At 71.0% G+C, this 17,265-nt stretch carries 14 protein-coding genes; 6 read left to right on the forward strand and 8 right to left on the reverse strand.

The window, feature by feature from the left end; translation table 11 throughout:
* Window positions 1-177 precede the first annotated feature (177 nt).
* The 4 genes from ACIRJT_RS03645 (at window position 178) to ACIRJT_RS03660 (ending at window position 5,321) form a co-directional block, all read left to right on the forward strand.
* Complete coding sequence (locus tag ACIRJT_RS03645) at window positions 178-939, forward strand: isoprenyl transferase (protein ID WP_073741104.1); 762 nt, start codon at window positions 178-180, stop codon at window positions 937-939.
* Window positions 940-1,332: 393 nt separating this feature from the next.
* Window positions 1,333-2,655, forward strand: coding sequence for a PhoH family protein (locus ACIRJT_RS03650; protein ID WP_403903926.1), 1,323 nt, complete (start codon window positions 1,333-1,335; stop codon window positions 2,653-2,655).
* A 388-nt stretch (window positions 2,656-3,043) separates the two neighbouring features.
* A complete protein-coding gene (locus tag ACIRJT_RS03655) occupies window positions 3,044-3,769 on the forward strand; it encodes a transglycosylase SLT domain-containing protein (protein WP_403903928.1) in 726 nt (241 codons plus the stop codon).
* 166 nt (window positions 3,770-3,935) lie between these two features.
* Entirely contained in the window at window positions 3,936-5,321 is a 1,386-nt protein-coding gene (locus ACIRJT_RS03660) for an AI-2E family transporter (RefSeq protein ID WP_403903930.1), read from the forward strand.
* A 75-nt stretch (window positions 5,322-5,396) separates the two neighbouring features.
* Here ACIRJT_RS03660 and ACIRJT_RS03665 read toward each other — a convergent pair whose 3' ends face one another.
* Complete coding sequence (locus ACIRJT_RS03665; RefSeq protein ID WP_003966620.1) at window positions 5,397-5,930, reverse strand: alkyl hydroperoxide reductase; 534 nt, start codon at window positions 5,928-5,930, stop codon at window positions 5,397-5,399.
* A 12-nt stretch (window positions 5,931-5,942) separates the two neighbouring features.
* A complete protein-coding gene (locus ACIRJT_RS03670; RefSeq protein WP_073957802.1) occupies window positions 5,943-6,497 on the reverse strand; it encodes a peroxiredoxin in 555 nt (184 codons plus the stop codon).
* A gap of 133 nt (window positions 6,498-6,630) precedes the next feature.
* Here ACIRJT_RS03670 and ACIRJT_RS03675 point away from each other — a divergent pair, with 133 nt between their 5' ends.
* Window positions 6,631-7,617: a LysR substrate-binding domain-containing protein gene (locus tag ACIRJT_RS03675; protein ID WP_403903934.1), complete on the forward strand. Its 987-nt coding sequence runs from the start codon at window positions 6,631-6,633 to the stop codon at window positions 7,615-7,617.
* 78 nt (window positions 7,618-7,695) lie between these two features.
* On the opposite strand, the gene ACIRJT_RS03680 is transcribed toward ACIRJT_RS03675, so the two are convergent.
* From ACIRJT_RS03680 to ACIRJT_RS03700, 5 genes are all read right to left on the reverse strand, one after another.
* Entirely contained in the window at window positions 7,696-10,083 is a 2,388-nt protein-coding gene (locus ACIRJT_RS03680; protein WP_403903936.1) for an FtsX-like permease family protein, read from the reverse strand.
* Window positions 10,080-10,766 (reverse strand): ABC transporter ATP-binding protein, encoded by a 687-nt coding sequence (locus tag ACIRJT_RS03685; protein ID WP_018956159.1) that lies wholly within the window; start codon window positions 10,764-10,766, stop codon window positions 10,080-10,082. Before ACIRJT_RS03685 ends, ACIRJT_RS03680 begins: the two co-directional genes overlap by 4 nt.
* Window positions 10,763-11,287 (reverse strand): PadR family transcriptional regulator, encoded by a 525-nt coding sequence (locus ACIRJT_RS03690; protein ID WP_403903938.1) that lies wholly within the window; start codon window positions 11,285-11,287, stop codon window positions 10,763-10,765. Before ACIRJT_RS03690 ends, ACIRJT_RS03685 begins: the two co-directional genes overlap by 4 nt.
* 89 nt (window positions 11,288-11,376) lie before the next feature.
* Window positions 11,377-11,637: a hypothetical protein gene (locus tag ACIRJT_RS03695; protein ID WP_403904461.1), complete on the reverse strand. Its 261-nt coding sequence runs from the start codon at window positions 11,635-11,637 to the stop codon at window positions 11,377-11,379.
* Window positions 11,638-11,693: 56 nt separating this feature from the next.
* The gene (locus tag ACIRJT_RS03700; RefSeq protein ID WP_403903941.1) at window positions 11,694-12,665 is read right to left on the reverse strand and encodes an SPFH domain-containing protein; all 972 of its coding nucleotides are present in this window, start codon (window positions 12,663-12,665) and stop codon (window positions 11,694-11,696) included.
* Window positions 12,666-12,904: 239 nt separating this feature from the next.
* Here ACIRJT_RS03700 and ACIRJT_RS03705 point away from each other — a divergent pair, with 239 nt between their 5' ends.
* Entirely contained in the window at window positions 12,905-15,139 is a 2,235-nt protein-coding gene (locus ACIRJT_RS03705) for a transglycosylase domain-containing protein (RefSeq protein WP_403903944.1), read from the forward strand.
* 70 nt (window positions 15,140-15,209) lie between these two features.
* Here ACIRJT_RS03705 and ACIRJT_RS03710 read toward each other — a convergent pair whose 3' ends face one another.
* Window positions 15,210-17,111 carry a SpoIIE family protein phosphatase gene (locus ACIRJT_RS03710; protein ID WP_403903947.1) on the reverse strand — a complete coding sequence of 634 codons (1,902 nt, stop codon included), beginning with the start codon at window positions 17,109-17,111 and terminating at the stop codon, window positions 15,210-15,212.
* Between the last annotated feature and the right edge of the window lie 154 nt (window positions 17,112-17,265).

The following is a 17,265-nucleotide window of genomic DNA, read 5'->3' on the forward strand; positions in this document are numbered from 1 at the left end:
CGATGTGCGGCGCGGCGAAGGCCCGCGCGGCCGTGCCAGTGGTAGGGGCGCGGACCGCCGAGGGATCGTGCGGGCGGCGCAGACCGTGCAGCGATCCCCTGCGGGGGACGGCCCCCGGACCCCCGGCGACGGGGAAGGCGGGCCCCGGGCCCGTACGGAACCGAGAGGGTGAACGCAGTGAACTTCCGCGACCTGGTGTACAGGCTCTACGCGCGCCGGGTGGGAGGCCGCCTGGACCACGACCAGGTGCCGAAGCACATCGGGGTCATCCTCGACGGCAACCGGCGCTGGGCCAAGGCGTCCGGCGGCTCGGCCGTGCAGGGCCACCAGGCCGGCGCGGACAAGATCTCCGAGCTGCTCGGCTGGTGCAGCGAGACCGATGTCGAGGTCGTCACCCTCTGGATGCTGTCCACGGACAACTTCGACCGGCCCGAGCACGAGCTGAAGCCGCTGCTCGGCATCATCGAGAACACCGTGCGCAACCTGGCCGCGGACGGGCGCTGGCGCGTCCACCACGTCGGCACGCTCGACCTGCTTCCCCCGGAGACCCAGTCGGTGCTCAAGGAGGCGCAGGAGGCGACGTCCGACATCGACGGAATAATCGTCAATGTCGCGGTCGGCTACGGCGGCCGCCAGGAGATCGCGGACGCGGTGCGCTCCCTGCTCCTGGAGCACTCGGAGAAGGGCACGACCTTCGAGGAGCTGGCCGAGGTCGTCTCCACCGATCTGATCTCCGAGCACCTCTACACCCGGGGCCAGCCCGACCCCGACCTGGTGATCCGGACGAGCGGCGAGCAGCGGCTCTCGGGCTTCATGCTCTGGCAGAGCGCCCACTCGGAGTACTACTTCTGCGAGGTCTTCTGGCCGGCCTTCCGCAAGGTCGACTTCCTCCGGGCGCTGCGCGACTACGCCGCCCGCCACCGCCGCTACGGCGCCTGAGGTGTCCTGAAACACCCCTCCCGCCCGCGTTCGCCGATGGCTCCCCTATATAGGGGAGCCATCGCGTATGTGAGGGGGTCACCGCGCGTCCACCGGGACTTCTCCACACCGTGTCATATGCGGCGGCATGGCTTCCCGCGGAAAAGGGAATACCCCTGTCAGGTCGACGTCCGGTCATCAACCAGGCGGATGTCGCATCCAAGTGAGCGGCACCCAGCCCGCTCGCCCGGGAGGCCCTTTGCACACGAAGGACCGTAGACAGTCTGCGGCCGACGCGGTGGCCGTGGTCCGGCCCGCGCACAGGGGCCCGATCCCGGTCCGTCCTCTCCCTTCGGGAAGCTCCGCGACCGTCCGTCGCACTCCCCGACCTCGTCCGAGGGGGTACGTCCTTCCGTGGTGACCAGTAGCAAGCGCCGCATGCCCGACCGGCGCACATACGTTCTCGACACCAGCGTCCTGCTGGCCGATCCCGGTGCCATGGCCCGCTTCGACGAGCACGAAGTCGTGCTGCCGATCGTGGTGGTCACGGAACTGGAGGCCAAACGGCATCACCCCGAGCTCGGCTACTTCGCCCGGCAGGCCCTGCGCCTGCTGGACGACTTCCGGGTCCGGTACGGCCGGCTGGACGCCCCGATCCCGCTCGGGGATCTGGGCGGGACACTCCGCGTCGAACTCAACCACTCCGATCCCGGCGTCCTGCCCGCCGGCTACCGGTTGGGGGACAACGACTCACGGATCCTCGCGGTCGCACGCAACCTCCAGGCCGAGGGGTACGACGTCACGGTCGTCTCCAAGGACCTGCCGCTCCGCATCAAGGCCTCCTCCGTGGGCCTCCTCGCCGAGGAGTACCGCGCGGAGCTCGCCATCACGGACTCCGGCTGGACCGGCATGGGCGAGCTGTCCCTCGCCGGGGAACAGATCGACCTGCTGTTCGCCGAGGAGACGCTGTACGTCCCCGAGGCCGCCGAGCTGCCCGTGCACACCGGTCTGGTCCTCCAGTCCGAGCGCGGCAAGGCGCTCGGCCGGGTGACGGCCGAGGGCAACGTACGGCTCGTGCGGGGCGACCGGGAGGCCTTCGGCATCCACGGGCGCAGCGCCGAGCAGCGGATCGCCCTCGACCTCCTCCTCGACGCCGAGGTCGGCATCGTGTCGTTGGGCGGCCGGGCCGGCACCGGCAAGTCGGCGCTGGCCCTCTGCGCGGGCCTGGAGGCGGTGCTGGAGCGCCAGCAGCACAAGAAGGTGATGGTCTTCCGCCCGTTGTACGCGGTGGGCGGGCAGGAGCTCGGCTATCTCCCCGGCAGCGAGGCCGAGAAGATGAGCCCCTGGGCGCAGGCGGTCTTCGACACGCTCTCGGCGGTCGCCGGGCGCGAGGTCATCGAGGAGGTGCTCGGGCGCGGGATGCTGGAGGTCCTGCCGCTCACCCACATCCGCGGCCGGTCCCTGCACGACGCGTTCGTGATCGTCGACGAGGCCCAGTCGCTCGAACGGAACGTCCTGCTGACCGTGTTGTCCCGGATCGGGGCGAATTCGCGTGTCGTGCTCACCCACGACGTGGCCCAGCGGGACAACCTCCGGGTCGGCCGGTACGACGGAGTCGTCGCGGTCGTCGAGAAACTGAAGGGTCATCCGCTGTTCGCCCACGTCACGCTCACGCGGTCGGAGCGTTCGCGGATCGCCGCGCTGGTGACCGAAATGCTGGAGGAAGGCCACATCTGACACGCATGCCCTTTTGATGCCGCCCGGCGAGCCAAGGAGCTTAGCCGGGCGGCATGGTGCTGCGCCGTCATTTCCGAAAAACCGGAGGGCCAAACGAGGTGTGACCTTTCCCACGCAAGACAGAATTGCCTCCCGGTGCTCCCGTCCGGCAGAGTCTTGCTTCCGTCAGGCCCCGCATACGGCACTTGGGCACCTCCAGAGGCGCCACGCACCACACAACTCAACACGAGACGCCCGTATGCCGCCCGCGAGCACCACGCGGCAGCCCCTCGCCGGGGTTGCCCATCGGGCCCGTGTCTCCCGTGACCCACGCAGTAGGGAGGCCAGTGCCAGGGGCACGAACGCGCCCGCGAGGTCACCTAAGCGGGCGATGCTGGAAGGACATCATGTGAGCCGGATCTCGGTCCGGGGGTTCGCCGTGGCATCTGCCACCGCGGTCACCACCGTTGGCGCCGTCGTAGGCGTTGCTGCGGGCGGCACACCTGCCGCCGACGACAACAACAACTTCGAGGCGGCCGCAGCCGACACCACGCTGCTCGCAGACATCCCCGCGGGCCAGCAGGCCCAGGTCCAGACCGCTTCGCTGACGCAGCAGGCCGATGCCCAGGCATCCGCCGCCGACGCCGCCGCGAAGAAGTCGGCCGAGGAATCGGCCCGCCTCCAGGCCGCCAAGGACGCCAAGTCCAAGAAGCAGGCCGCCGAGGACCGGGTCGAGGCCGAGCGCAAGGCGGAGCAGGAGAAGAAGAAGAAGAAGGAAGACGCCGAGCGCGCCAGCCGTTCTTCCGTCCGCGACGCCGCCTCGTTCTCCGCGCAAGGCTCCTACAGCGTGGCCGACGTCCAGGCGATGGCCCGTCAGATGGTCCCCGCGGACCAGTTCCAGTGCTTCAGCAACATCGTGAACCACGAGTCGACCTGGAACTACCGCGCGAGCAACCCGTCCTCCGGGGCGTACGGTCTGATGCAGGCGCTCCCGGGTCACAAGATGTCGTCCGCCGGCGCCGACTGGCAGACCAACCCGGCCACCCAGATCAAGTGGGGCCTCAGCTACATGGACGGCCGTTACGGCAGCCCGTGCGGCGCCTGGTCCTTCTGGCAGGCCAACAACTGGTACTAGAGGGAGCGGGCGGGGTCCACGGACCGCCCTCTCAACCTCGCGAGGCCCCTCACCGTCCAGACGGTGAGGGGCCTCGCGCGTGTACGGTCGCATCCTGGCGGTCCGGGGGAGCGTGGCGAAACGCCGCGGAGCGCTGGGTGGCGAAGATGGGGGAAGGAAAGCAGGCATGTCGAAACTACCGGGCTGGCTGGGCCGCTTCGGCTCCGAACTGACGGAGCTGGGCGCGCGACTGGACGAGCGGCGGGCGCGCGCCGCCGCCGAGGACGAGGACCACCTCGCGGCGCGAGGGGGCTCCGCCGTCCCGGAGGACGACGGCACCGGGCAGGTGCCCGCGCCACCCTCGTACGCCCCCTCGGTCGCCGCCAAGCCGGATCCGGTGGCGGCGATCCCGTGGGGGATGCGGGTCGCCGCCGAGGCCGGCTGGCGTCTCCTCGTCCTGGCGGGGACGCTCTGGGTGCTGATGCGGGTGATCAGCGCGGTCCAGCTCGTGGTGCTGGCCTTCGCCGCCGCGCTGCTCGTCACCGCGATGCTCCAGCCGACCGTGGTCCGGCTCAAGCGGTTCGGGCTGCCCCACGGGCTCGCCACCGCCGTGACCGCCGTCCTCGGGTTCGTCATCATCGGCCTGGTCGGCTGGTTCGTGGTGTGGCAGGTGATGGACAACCTCGACACGCTCTCCGACCGGGTCCGCGACGGCATCGACGAGTTGAAGCGCTGGGCGCTCGACAGCCCCTTCCACGTCACCGAGTCGCAGATCAACGACATCGCCAAGAACCTCAACGACACCATCGGCACCAACACCGAGGAGATCACCTCCGCCGGGCTCCAGGGCGTCACCGTGATGGTGGAGTTCCTCACCGGGCTGCTGCTGGCGATGTTCTCCACGCTGTTCCTGCTCTACGACGGCCGGCGCATCTGGGAGTGGTCGCTCAAGCTGGTGCCCGCCGCGGCCCGCCCCGGGGTCGCCGGCGCCGGACCGCGCGCCTGGCGCACCCTGACCGCGTATGTGCGCGGCACGGTGCTCGTCGCCCTGATCGACGCCATCTTCATCGGATTCGGCCTCTACGTCCTGAACGTTCCGCTCGCGGTGCCGCTGGCGGTCTTCATCTTCCTGTTCGCCTTCATCCCGCTCGTCGGCGCCGTGGTCTCCGGGGCGCTCGCGGTGGTCGTCGCGCTGGTCACCGAGGGAGTGTGGACCGCGCTGTGGGCGCTGGTGGTGGTCCTGGCGGTGCAGCAGATCGAGGGCCACATCCTGCAACCGTTCATCCTCGGCCGAGCCGTCCGGGTGCATCCGCTCGCGGTGGTCCTCGCGGTGGCGACCGGCGGCCTGGTCGCGGGCATCGGCGGCGCGGTGGTCGCCGTACCGCTGGTCGCCGTGGTCAACACGGTGGTCGGCTATCTGCGCTCGTACGGGGAACCGGGCGAGCGGAGCGGCCACCACGGGGCCACCGCGCTGTCGATGAGCCCGGCGCACGCGGGGCCGGAGACGCCGCCACCGGGTCCGCAGGATCCGCCGGGCGAACCGGCGCGGGAGAACAAGCCCCCGCAGGAGTAGCGGAACGGAAGAAGAGCCCCGGGGACGGTCGGTCGTCCTCGGGGCTCTTCTCGTACCAGGGGTGGTGCGGTGTCACTACTCGGCGAGTACGGCCTCGGCGTCGAGGGTCACACCGACCGCCTGGATCACCGAAGCGACCTTGACGGCTTCCTGAATGGTCTCACGGTCCACGCCGGCCTTGCGCAGCACCTGCTCGTGGGAGTCCAGGCACTGGCCGCAGCCGTTGATCGCGGAGACGGCGAGCGACCACAGCTCGAAGTCGACCTTCTCCACGCCCGGGTTGCCGATGACGTTCATCCGCAGGCCCGCGCGGAGCGTGCCGTACTCCGGGTCCGACAGCAGGTGCCGGGTCCGGTAGAAGACGTTGTTCATCGCCATGATCGCGGCCGCCGACTTCGCCGCGGTGTACGCCTCGGCGGAGAGGTTGGCCTTCGCCTCGGGCTCCAGCTCGCGGAGCACCTTCGGCGAACGCGAGGCGATCGCGCAGGCCAGCACGGTGCCCCACAGCTGCTGCTGCGGGAGGTCGCTGTTGCCGATGACCGAGCCGAGGTTCAGCTTCAGGTCCTTGGCGAAGTCCGGTATGGCGGACTTCAGTTCGTCGAGAGCCATGTCGGTATCAGCTCACTCGCCCGAGAGGAGCGCGACCGGGTCGAGGGTGTTCTCGCCCTTGGTCCAGTTGCACGGGCACAGCTCGTCGGTCTGCAGGGCGTCGAGGACCCGCAGGACCTCCTTGGGGTTACGGCCCACGGAACCGGCGGTCACCATCGTGAACTGGATCTCGTTGTTCTGGTCGACGATGAAGACGGCGCGCTGGGCGAAGCCGTCCTCGCCCTCGATGCCGAGGTCACGCATGAGCTCGTGCTTCGAGTCGGCCAGCATCGGGAAGGGCAGGTCGGTCAGGTCCGGGTGGTCCTTGCGCCAGGCGTGGTGCACGAACTCGGAGTCGCCGGAGAAGCCGAGGACCTGGGCGTCGCGGTCCAGGAACTCCTCGTTCAGCTTGCCGAAGGCGGCGATCTCGGTGGGGCACACGAAGGTGAAGTCCTTCGGCCACGCGAAGACGATCTTCCACTTGCCTTCGTAGGTCTTGTGGTTGATCTGCTCGAACTCCTTGCCGCTTTCCAGCGAGACACAAGCAGTCAGGTCGAACTCGGGGAACTTGTCACCGACAGTGAGCACGCGCTCTCCTTGCAACGTCTGGAATTCCCCTTTTGGGGGCGTTCCTGAGGGTTGGACGAGTTCCACCTTGGCACAGAGTGCATTGATCGCGGAAATAGCTACACTCGGTCGAGATGATCGGAGGTGCCTATCAGTGGGCCAGGGTAATCAGGGCATACGCCCCAAGCAGTCCGGTAAGTCGGCCGCCAAACAGCCCAGCCTGTCGCAGCTGCGCGCCTTCACGGCCGTGGCGGAGCATCTGCACTTCCGGGACGCCGCGGCAGCAATCGGGATGAGTCAGCCCGCACTCTCCGGAGCGGTGTCCACCCTGGAGGAGGCACTGGGTGTCCAGCTCATCGAGCGTACGACGCGCAAGGTGCTGCTCTCGCCCGCGGGGGAGCGGCTCGCCGTGCGGGCCGGGGCGGTGCTGGAGGCCGTCGCCGCGCTGATGGAGGAAACGGAGGCGGTCCGGGCCCCGTTCACCGGAGTGCTCCGGCTCGGCGTGATCCCGACCGTCGCCCCGTATCTGCTGCCCACCGTGCTCCGCCTCGTCCACGAGCGGTACGTGGACCTCGACCTCCAGGTCCACGAGGAACAGACCTCCTCACTGCTGGAGGGTCTCGCCGCCGGGCGGCTCGACCTGCTCCTGCTCGCCGTGCCGCTCGGCGTCCCCGGAGTGAGCGAGATCCCCTTGTTCGACGAGGACTTCGTGCTGGTCATGGAGCAGGACCACTGGCTCGGCGGCCGGGCGGACATCCCGCGCGACGCCCTGCGCGAACTGCCGCTGCTGCTCCTGGACGAGGGGCACTGCCTGCGCGACCAGGCCCTGGACATCTGCCGTGAGGCGGGCCGCACCGAGGGCGCGCCGGTGACCACGACCGCCGCCGGGCTCTCCACCCTGGTGCAGCTGGTGGCCGGCGGGCTCGGGGTGACGCTGCTGCCCCGGACCGCGGTGACGGTGGAGACCGGCCGCAACGAGGCGCTGGCCACCGGGTACTTCGCGGACCCGGCGCCCACCCGGCGGGTGGCGCTGGCGATGCGGACCGGGTCGGCGCGGGGCGGCGAGTTCACGGAGCTCGCGGCCGCCCTGCGCGAGGCGATGCGGCCGCTGCCGGTGCGGCTGGTGGCGGAGGGCCCGTAGCGAGCGCCGCCCTCGCGCGGAACGCGGACCGGGGCCCCTGTTCCCAGGGGCCCCGGCTCTACGCGGGTCGTGCGGGTCTCACTCGGTGCGCAGTCCGTCCGGGCGCATCATGCGCCACAGCGGCGGCAGCGACAACAGGGTGACCAGCAGGATCAGCGCGCCCCCGACCCCCGTCACCGGCCAGAACAGCCACCAGTCGGAGACCTCCTTCTCGATCAGGTGGACGAGCGTCGCCCCGAGGCCCAGACCGCCCGCGACCGCCACCACCAGACCGAGCACCACCGGCACGGCCGTCTGCCACAGCACCGACCAGCCGAGCGTGGAGCGCCGGGTGCCGAAGGCCACCAGCACCGACAACAGCCGCCTGCGCTCACGCAACTGCTCCAGCTGGGAGACCAGCATCGACAGGGCGATCAGCAGCAGCACCGCGCTCGCGCCCACCTGGAGCCCGGTCTGGATGCTGGCGTACTGGCGGTCGCGTTCCACCGAGTCGATCGTGACGAAGCGCATCCCGGGGTCGATCCTGGCCGCAGTGTTGCGTACGTACTCGGCGACGTCCGGCACACTCCGGTCGACCCGGATCTGGGTGGTGATCGTCGCCCCGGGCAGCTTGCCCGCGTCGACCGCGCCGATCGTGGCCATGATCCCCCAGTGGGGGTCGCCCATCGGGTCGGTGCGGCCCGTCACGGTCCGGGCGTCGGCGGGCAGCGTCCACCGCATCGGCTTCTTCCCGGAGCCGATCTCGACCACCTCGCCCTTGCGGGCGGTCTCGTCGACCCAGGCGGTCATGTCCTTGTCGTCCTCCGGGTGGACGACGAAGGTGTCGCCGTCCACGCAGGCGCCGATCCGGGCCAGCTCGCGCAGGGTCTCGCAGGTGCCGACGGTCAGCGAGGTGGTGGGCTGGACCTCGTCCTCGGCGTACGTGCCGGGCTTGGACGCGTACGCCTCCACCGAGCCGATGACCACGTCCACGCCCTGGGTCGCGCGGAACTGCTCGATGGCCGCGGTGGCCCCCTCGCCCGTGACGTTCTCGGAGTACCCGGCGAACTGCGCCCGGGTGGGGTCCGCACCCGTCATCCGGTTGAAGTCGGCGTTCATCGAGGCGAACATCATCTGGAGGGCGATCGCCCCCGCCACCGCCACGGTGACCCCGCTGACCGCGCGGGACGCGGCCCCGCTGCTCAGCTGGAGCCTGCGGGTGGCGAGCTGCCACGGCACCGGGCCGCCGCGCAGCCGGTTCACACAGGCCTCGACCAGCCAGGGCAGCAGCAGAGCGAGCCCGAACAGCACCAGCACGGCGCCAGCGGTGATCGGGAACGGGTTCACCGGGGCGTACTCCTCGACCCGGCCCCAGAGCGCGAGCACCACGAGACCCGCCAGCGGCACCGGCAGCCGCCACCACAGGCGGCGCCCCCGCTCACGCCCCCGGCGCACGACGCCGAGCGGCTCGATCACCACGGACCGCATCGCCACCAGGGTGACGAGGACGGCCGTCAGCGGCACGGCCAGAGCGATCAGCGACGCCAGCCGGAGGTCCGGCGCCAGGTCGGCCGGGAACGCGCTGACGTCCCAGATCTCCACCGCGCCGACGAACTGGCGGCCCACCAGGAAGAACACCAGGCCGAACAGCAGCCCGAGCAGCGCGCCGAACAGCGCCTCCCCGGCGGCGATCCGCCGGGTCGTCCGGATGTCCGCGCCGACCAGGCGCAGCGCGGCCAGTCGCCGGTCGCGCCGGTCGCCGCCGAAGCGCACGGCGGTGGCGATGAAGATCGCGACCGGCGCCAGCAGCACGACGCAGACCATGATGACGAGCACGATCAGCAGGGGCGGGAGGGGATCGCCCTGGCGGTCGTCGCCGTACGTGGCGATCCGGTGGCCGCCGTTGGCCGGCGTCAGGGTGTCGCTGCCCGCGTAGTAGAGGAGTTCACCGGGGGAGAGCAGCCCCGCGTCCCCGATCGTGCCGGTGATCTCGTACGGGAGCCGATCCCGCAGCAGCTCGTTGCCCGGCTCGTCGAGCAGCTCCCGCAGGGCGGGGGAGACGACCATCGTGTCCGGCGCGGGGAAGCGGTCGATCCCCGGCGGCAGGACGGGCTTCGAGCCGTCGGGGCGCATGAGATGGCCCGCGACGGTCCGGTCGTGGTACTCGGTGGTCGTGTCGATCCGCAGTACCGAGCTGTCCGATTTCGGGGCGTTCGCGTCGGGGAAGTCGGAGATCCGGGACTCGCTGCGGGCCTGCTCGCGCGCGCTCCGCTCGTCGAGCAGATGCGGTACGGAGGAGGCGAGCAGCAGCAGGGCGACGCCGAGGCCGACGCCGACGGCGGTCAGCAGCGTACGGATCCAGCCCTCGCGGCCCCCGGCGGCGGCGAAGCGGATGCCGAGGCCGAGGTCGCGGAGGGTCACCGCGCCCCGCGTGGGAGCTGCCGGACGCGGTGGCGCGACGGGCGGCCTTTCTTCGAGCAGCGTCATACGGCGTGCTCCATGTCGCGGGCCCGGCCGTCGCGCACGGTGATGTCACGGTCGGAGTAGGCGGCGACGCGGGCCTCGTGGGTCACCAGGACCACGGCGACATTGGCGGAACGGGCGGCCTCGGTGAGCAGCTCCATCACCCGCTCGCCGTTGAGGGAGTCCAGCGCGCCGGTCGGCTCGTCGGCGAAGATCACCTTCGGCGACGCGGCCAGCGCACGGGCCACGGCGACCCGCTGGCCCTGCCCGCCGGAGACCTCGCCGGGACGCTTGGCCCCGAGATCGTCGACCTCCAGGCGCTCCATCCACTCCAGGGCGGTGCGCTCGGCGGCCTTGCGCCTGACGCCGTTCAGCCGCAGCGGCAGGGCGACGTTCTCCACACAGGTCAGCTCCGGGACGAGCTGGCCGAACTGGAAGACGAAGCCGAAGTCGCTGCGCCGCAGAGCGCTGCGCTCGGCGTCCGACATCGCGGACAGCTCGCGGCCCGCGTAGGTGATGGTGCCGGAGTCGGGCGTGATGATCCCGGCCAGGCAGTGCAGCAAGGTCGACTTGCCGGAACCGGAGGGGCCCATCACGGCGACGACCTCGCCGGGGTGCACGGAGAACGACGCGCCGTCCAGGGCGGGCGTCGAGCCGTAGGTCTTGCGCAGATCGTGCGCGGCGAGAAGAGAGCCTTCGGGAATCACGGAGCCACCACCTTGGCGAGCTGGTCGAGACGGGCAGAGGTCAGTTCCAGCCAGCGCAGATCGGCTTCCAGGTGGAACAGGGCGTGGTCGCAGATCAACTGGTCGGCGAGGTCGCCCCCGCGCTTCCGGTCGGTGAGGACGCGCATCATCCGCAGGTGCGCCGAGCGCTGGGTGTCCAGCAGATCGGCCGCGCTGCGACCGGTCAGGAGCGCCAGGACGACCTTGGTGTAGAGCGTCGACTGGAGGTAGGGCTCCGGCTTCTCGGGCTGGGCCAGCCAGTGCGAGACATCGGTGATCCCGGCGTCGGTGATGGCGTACCGCTTGCGCTCGGGTCCTCCTTCGCTCTCGACGCCGTCGACCTCGACGAGTCCGTTCTTCAGGAGCCGGGACATCGTCGAATAGACCTGGCCGTAGTGGAGCGGGCGGTCCTGGCCGAACTTCTCGTCGAAGGTCCGCTTCAGGTCGTAGCCGTGTCGGGGGCCGGACTCCAGGAGCCCGAGGAGGGTGTGACCGATAGACATGAGAAGAACTGTACACGGTGTGTATACCTGCCGTGTATACGCGTCTGGAAAGCGACCCCGGCCCATGAGGGAGGGCCGGGGTCGCGGTGCTAAGAGGTGTCCTGGGCGTCGGCTCCGGGCGGAGGATGCGGTGTGCTCGCCCCGGGCTCCGGCGGGGCTTTCGGCTCCTCCGGCGGCTGTCCGGGCGGCCGCCCCCGGCGGGCGATCGGACGCGCGGCCCCCGGCAGCCGGCCCGCCTCCGCGAGCGCCCGCCGCAGCAGGAACTCGATCTGCGCGTTGGCGCTGCGCAGTTCGTCCGAGGCCCAGCGGGCGAGTGCGTCGTGCACCGCTGGGTCCAACCGCAGCAGCATCTGCTTGCGCTGCCGCGACCGGGACGCCGGTGTCCGCCGGGGAGGCGTCTGGTCGGTCACTGGTAGAGGGAGCCCGTGTTGAGGACCGGCTGAGCCGCGCGGTCACCGCACAGCACCACCATCAGATTGCTGACCATGGCCGCCTTCCGTTCGGAGTCCAGCTCCACGATGTCCTGCTCGGCGATCCGGCTCAGGGCCATCTCGACCATGCCCACCGCGCCCTCGACGATCAGCTGGCGGGCCGCGACGACCGCCCCGGCCTGCTGCCGCTGGAGCATGGCGGAGGCGATCTCGGGGGCGTACGCGAGGTGGCTGAAGCGCGACTCGATGATCAGGACGCCCGCGGCCTGCACCCGGGCGGTCAGCTCGACGGCCAGCTTCTCGGTGATCTCCTCCGCGTTGCCGCGCAGCGAGAGGCCGTCCTCCTCGTGGGCGTCGTACGGGTACTCGATGGCGATGTGCCGCACGGCCGCCTCGGTCTGGGTGGCGACGAACTCCCGGAAGTCGTCGACCTCGAAGAGGGCCTGGGCGGTGTCCTCGACCTTCCAGACGACGATCGAGGCCAGCTCGATCGGGTTGCCGTAGGCGTCGTTGACCTTGAGGACGGCGGTCTCGTGGTTGCGGACGCGGGTGGAGATCCTGCGGCTGGAGGTCAGCGGGTTGATCCAGCGGAGCCCGTCGGCGCGGATGGTGCCGACGTACCGGCCGAAGAGCTGGATCACCCGGGCCTCGCCCGGAGCGACCATCTTCACACCGCTCATGCAGAAGAACGAGGTGATCACCAGGAGCACCCCGACGATGAAGAGCGGGACGCCGACCGCGTTGTTCCCGCCGGCCCCGATCACCCCGCCGACGATGGCGAGGCCGACTCCGGCGAACACTCCGACGACGGTCAGGAGCAGGCCGACGCCACCCGGGATGGAGTGCGCGGTGACCTCCCTGACCTGGGGGGCGGGCATGTCGGGGGCGTCGATGGAGAGGTCGGCGGCCGGTGCGCCCGGGCGGTGGCCGTCGTGCTGTGCGGTCATGGGATCCCCCGTTCGGCGCGGTCTCGCACCGCGCTAGCAATGTGATTCCACATTAACGGTTGTCGCAACCTTGTCCACCTCTGGGGAGTCGGTTCCTAGGGAACGGGTGCTGATTCTCACGTCCGTAAAAGACCGGATCGCTCGTCTTTTGTCCCTGTCGGCGGTGTTAGCTGGCAGGTCTGAGCGAACTGAGGAAACCGAGCGAGCCGGTCGAGCAGAGAAGCGGGAGCAACACACCAATGGGTCGAGCGGATGCGCGACGAGCCCAGGCGCGGGAGTCGCGCCGGGCCCCGAAGAGCGGCGGCATACGCAGACTCTTCACGTGGAAGAAACTGCTGGGCGCGTTCTTCGGGATCGTCCTGCTGGGTATGGGAGCCTTCGGGGCGCTCTACGTCTACGTCGACGTCCCCGCCGCCAACGCCATGGCGGAGCGGCAGAGCAACGTCTACCAGTACAGCGACGGCTCGGTCCTCGCCCGGACCGGCAAGGGCGTCAACCGCCAGATAGTCGACCTGGACGAGGTGCCCGAGAAGGTCCAGCACGCCTTCGTCGCCGCCGAGAACAAGTCCTTCTACAAGGACCAGGGCGTCGACCTGAAGGGCACCACCCGCGCCCTCCTCAACACCGTCAGCGGCAAGGGCAAGCAGGGTGGCTCGACCATCACCCAGCAGTACGTGAAGAACTTCTACCTGACGCAGGACCCCACCGTGAGCCGCAAGCTCAAGGAGCTGGTGATCTCGCTCAAGGTCGACCAGCAGGAGTCCAAGGAGAAGATCCTCGCCGGGTACATCAACACCGCCTACTACGGACGCGGCGCGAGCGGCATCCAGGCCGCCGCCCAGGCGTACTACGGCGTCGACGCCAAGGACCTGAACGTCTCCCAGGGCGCCTACCTCGCCTCCCTCCTCCAGGCCCCCAGCCAGTACGACTGGAACACCGCGACCGACACCGGCAAGAAGCTGGTCAAGGAGCGCTGGGCCTACACCCTGCGCAACATGGTCGAGATGAAGTGGCTGACCGAGTCCGAGAAATCCGGCCTGAAGTTCCCCGTCCCCCAGGAGCCCAAGCCCGCCCAGGGCATGGAGGGCCAGGCCGGCTACCTCGTCGAGGCCGCCAACAGGGAGCTCGACAAGCAGGGCGTCTCCGCCGCGGACCGCGACGCGGGCGGCTGGACCTTCACCCTCACCGTCGACAAGAAGCGCCAGAAGGCGCTGGAGGAGTCGGTGGACGACCAGTTGGAGTCCAAGCTCGACCGCGAGGGCAACAAGATCGACGCCACCGTCCAGGCAGGCGCCACCTCCGTCGACCCGAAGACCGGCAAGGTCGTCGCCCTGTACGGCGGCGAGGACTACATCAAGCACTACATCAGCAACGCCACCCGCCAGGACTACCAGCCCGCCTCCACCTTCAAGCCGCTGGTGCTCGCCTCGGCCCTGGAGAACGAGTCGAAGACGCAGGACGGCAGCCTGATCGGGCTCAACACGATGTACGACGGCACCAGCAAGCGGCCGGTCGTCGGCAGCGACACCCCGTTCGCCCCGCAGAACCAGGACGACCGCAGTTACGGCCCGGTCTCCGTCCAGAAGGCCTTGAACAGCTCGGTCAACTCCGTCTTCGCGCAGATGATCGTCGACGTGACGCCCGCCGCCGTGAAGGAGACCGCGCTCGCCCTCGGCGTACCGGACAAGAACTTCCCCGAGCGCCCCGCCGTCACCCTCGGCACCATGAACGCCTCGACCTGGGACATGGCTGGCGTGTACGCCACGCTGGACAACCACGGCCGGAAGGTCACCCCGCACATCCTCCAGTCCGCCGAGCACCGCGACCGCACGGTGAACGCCGAGAAGCCCAAGCGGGAGCAGGTCATCAGCCGCGCCTCGGCCGACACCGTGACCAAGGGGCTCACCGGGGTCGTCGACGCCGGTTCCGGGGGCGCGGCCAACAGCCCCGCCTACGACGCGGCGGCCAAGACCGGCACCTCCGAGGACAACAAGTCGGCCTGGTTCGCCGGGTACACCCCGGAGCTGAGCACGGTCGTGGCCCTCTTCGGCGAGGGTGACGGCGGCCGCAAGCAGGTCTCCCTGACCGGTACGGCCAACTCCGGCCGCGCCAGCGGCAGCGGCTTCCCGGCCAGGATCTGGGCCGACTACACCCTCGGCGCCCTCGGCGGCGGGTCCGACAAGACGTTCGACCTCCAGGACGTGGAGCGCGGCGAGGTGCCCGCCCCGCCGACGCCGTCCGACACCCCCTCCGAGGACCCCACCCCGACCAAGGATCCGACCCCGTCGGACACGCCCTCCGAGGAGACGCCCAGCGGGACGCCCAGCGACACCCCGTCGTCGTCGACGCCGCCTCCGCCCAGCAGCACGCCCACCACCACGCCCCCCACGAGCCCGGAGGTGCCGCCCCAGCCCGGGGAGGACGACGGCCAGCCGGGCGAACGGCCGGGCGGCAACGGACTGTTCGGACCGTGAGGCCGTGACGACAGGAGGGGGCGGGCCCGCGGGCCCGCCCCCTCCTCCCATGGAGCCTCCAGCGGGCTCGTCACTGCCCCCGGGGCGCCATCTCGAACCACACGACCTTGCCCGTCGACAGCCGCGTCGCACCCCACCGCCGGGCCAGCCGGTTGACCAGGAACAGCCCGCGCCCGCCCTCGTCCGTCTCCCGCGCCCGGCGCTGCCGGGGCAGCTGCGGCGAGTCGTCGCCGACCTCGCAGCGCAGGACGTCGGTCCGCAGCAGCCGCAGCGTCACCGGCCGCTCCGCATAGCGCACCGCATTGGTGACGACCTCGCTGACCAGCAGCTCCACCTCGTCGGCCAGGTCGTCCAGACCCCAGCGGCTCAGCGCCCGCCGGGCCAGCCGGCGGGCCCGGCCCGGAGCCGCGTCCTCCGGCTCCAGGTACCAGTACGCCACATCGCTCGGCGCGATCCCGTCGAAGCGGGCGGCGAGCAGCGCGATGTCGTCGTCCCGGTCACCCGGGCCGAGCATGTCCAGCACGTCGTCGCACAGGGCCTCCAGCGGCGGCGAGTGGTCGTCACCGGTGAGCTGCGCGGTCGCCGCGAGGCGCTCCCGCAGCTGCTCGATGCCCGTCCACACGTCCCGCAGCCGCGACTCCACCAGGCCTTCGGTGTAGAGGAGCAGCGTGGCGCCGGCCGGGGCGTCCAGCTCGACGGCCTCGAAGTCGACGCCGCCCACCCCGATCGGGGCGCCCGGCGGCACCACCAGCACCTCGGCCCGCCCGCCCAGGTGCAGCAGCACGGGCGGCGGGTGTCCGGCGTTGGCGATGGTGATCCGGTGCGCGACCGGATCGTAGACCGCGTACAGGCAGGTCGCCATCCGGTCGCTGCCCAGGCGCTGCGCCTGCTCGTCCAGGTGGTGCAGGACCTCCTGCGGCGGCAGGTCGAGCTGCGCCAGGGTCTGCGCCGTCGTCCGGAGCTGGCCCATGATCGCCGCCGAGGTCATGGAGTGGCCCATCACATCGCCGACGACCAGCGCGACCCGGCTGCCGGGCAGCGGGATCGCGTCGTACCAGTCGCCGCCGACCCGGGCCGTCTCGGCCGCCGGAAGATAGCGTGAGGCGAGCCGGACGCCGGTGGGCTGGGGCAGCGAGTCGGGCAGCATCGTGCGTTGCAGCTCGTCGGCGATGTAGGCCTCGCGCCCGTACAGCACGGCCTTGTCGATGCCGAGCGCGGTGTGCGTCGCCAGTTGCGCCGCGACCAGCAGATCACTGGCCTCGAACGGGGTGCGCTCGATGCCGCGCACGAACACCGCGGCCCCGATGACCCGGCGCCGGCCGCGCAGCGGGGCGAGGATCGCCCGGTGTCCGGTGGGGACGGACCGGCCGGGGCCGAGCAGTTCCGGCAGGGCGGCCCGCGCCGCCGCCGAGTCGCCGAAGACCGGCCGCACCCCGCGCAGCACCTCGGCCAGCGCACCGCCCGCCCGCACTTCGCACAGCTCGGCGGCCGGCATCAGGTCGGCCTGCGGGTCGAGGATCAGCGGGCGCAGCCGCTCGGTCTCCGATCCGGTCGCCTCGCCGGCCTCCTCGCCGCTGACGCGCAGCCGGTCGCTGCGGCGCAGCCGCAGGACGAACGGGCTCACCGGGCGCTCGTCGCCCACCGGGAGCGGGTCGCGCAGATAGACCAGGATCGCGTCGGAGAACGTCGGCACGCTGGCCCGGCACAGCCCGAGGACGATCTCGTCCAGGTCTATGCCCCGGGCGATCCGCCGGGTGGCCGCGCCGACGAAGCGCAGCCGGTCGCCCTCGCGGCGGGTGGCCGCCTGCGCCTCGGCGGCGGCTCCCGGACCCGGGTTCGGCGCGGCGGCCGGAGCCGGGACCGCGGCAGCGGCGGCCGCTGCCGCGGCGTCCTGCTGCCGGGGCCGGGTGCGCTCCTGCTGCCGGGCCGCCAGAGGCTGCCGGCCTTCGTGGGAGGTGGGGTGCTCCGTCACGCGTGGGATTCCGTCCGTCCGGGCCGGTTGTATGAGGCAGTCACCTCGTGGGGCGTTACTGTGCCCCGGCAAGCGCGGGAAGAACAACGGCTGTCACCGGATGCCCCCGATGAAGGGGCCGAAACCGAGCGCCTCGGAGATGGCCGACGGGCGA

The sequence above is a fragment of the Streptomyces sp. NPDC102283 genome (assembly GCF_044766265.1).
GTDB lineage: Bacteria > Actinomycetota > Actinomycetes > Streptomycetales > Streptomycetaceae > Streptomyces.

Bases quoted from the DNA above. Each gene is read 5' to 3' on its own strand.
- ACIRJT_RS03665 (WP_003966620.1), bottom strand. From the start codon at position 5,930: ATGGCTCTCGACGAACTGAAGTCCGCCATACCGGACTTCGCCAAGGAC.
- ACIRJT_RS03690 (WP_403903938.1), bottom strand. From the start codon at position 11,287: ATGTCTATCGGTCACACCCTCCTCGGGCTCCTGGAGTCCGGCCCCCGA.
- ACIRJT_RS03695 (WP_403904461.1), bottom strand. From the start codon at position 11,637: ATGCTGCTGCGGTTGGACCCAGCGGTGCACGACGCACTCGCCCGCTGG.
- ACIRJT_RS03705 (WP_403903944.1), top strand. From the start codon at position 12,905: ATGGGTCGAGCGGATGCGCGACGAGCCCAGGCGCGGGAGTCGCGCCGG.
- ACIRJT_RS03660 (WP_403903930.1), top strand. From the start codon at position 3,936: ATGTCGAAACTACCGGGCTGGCTGGGCCGCTTCGGCTCCGAACTGACG.
- ACIRJT_RS03680 (WP_403903936.1), bottom strand. From the start codon at position 10,083: ATGACGCTGCTCGAAGAAAGGCCGCCCGTCGCGCCACCGCGTCCGGCA.
- ACIRJT_RS03700 (WP_403903941.1), bottom strand. From the start codon at position 12,665: ATGACCGCACAGCACGACGGCCACCGCCCGGGCGCACCGGCCGCCGAC.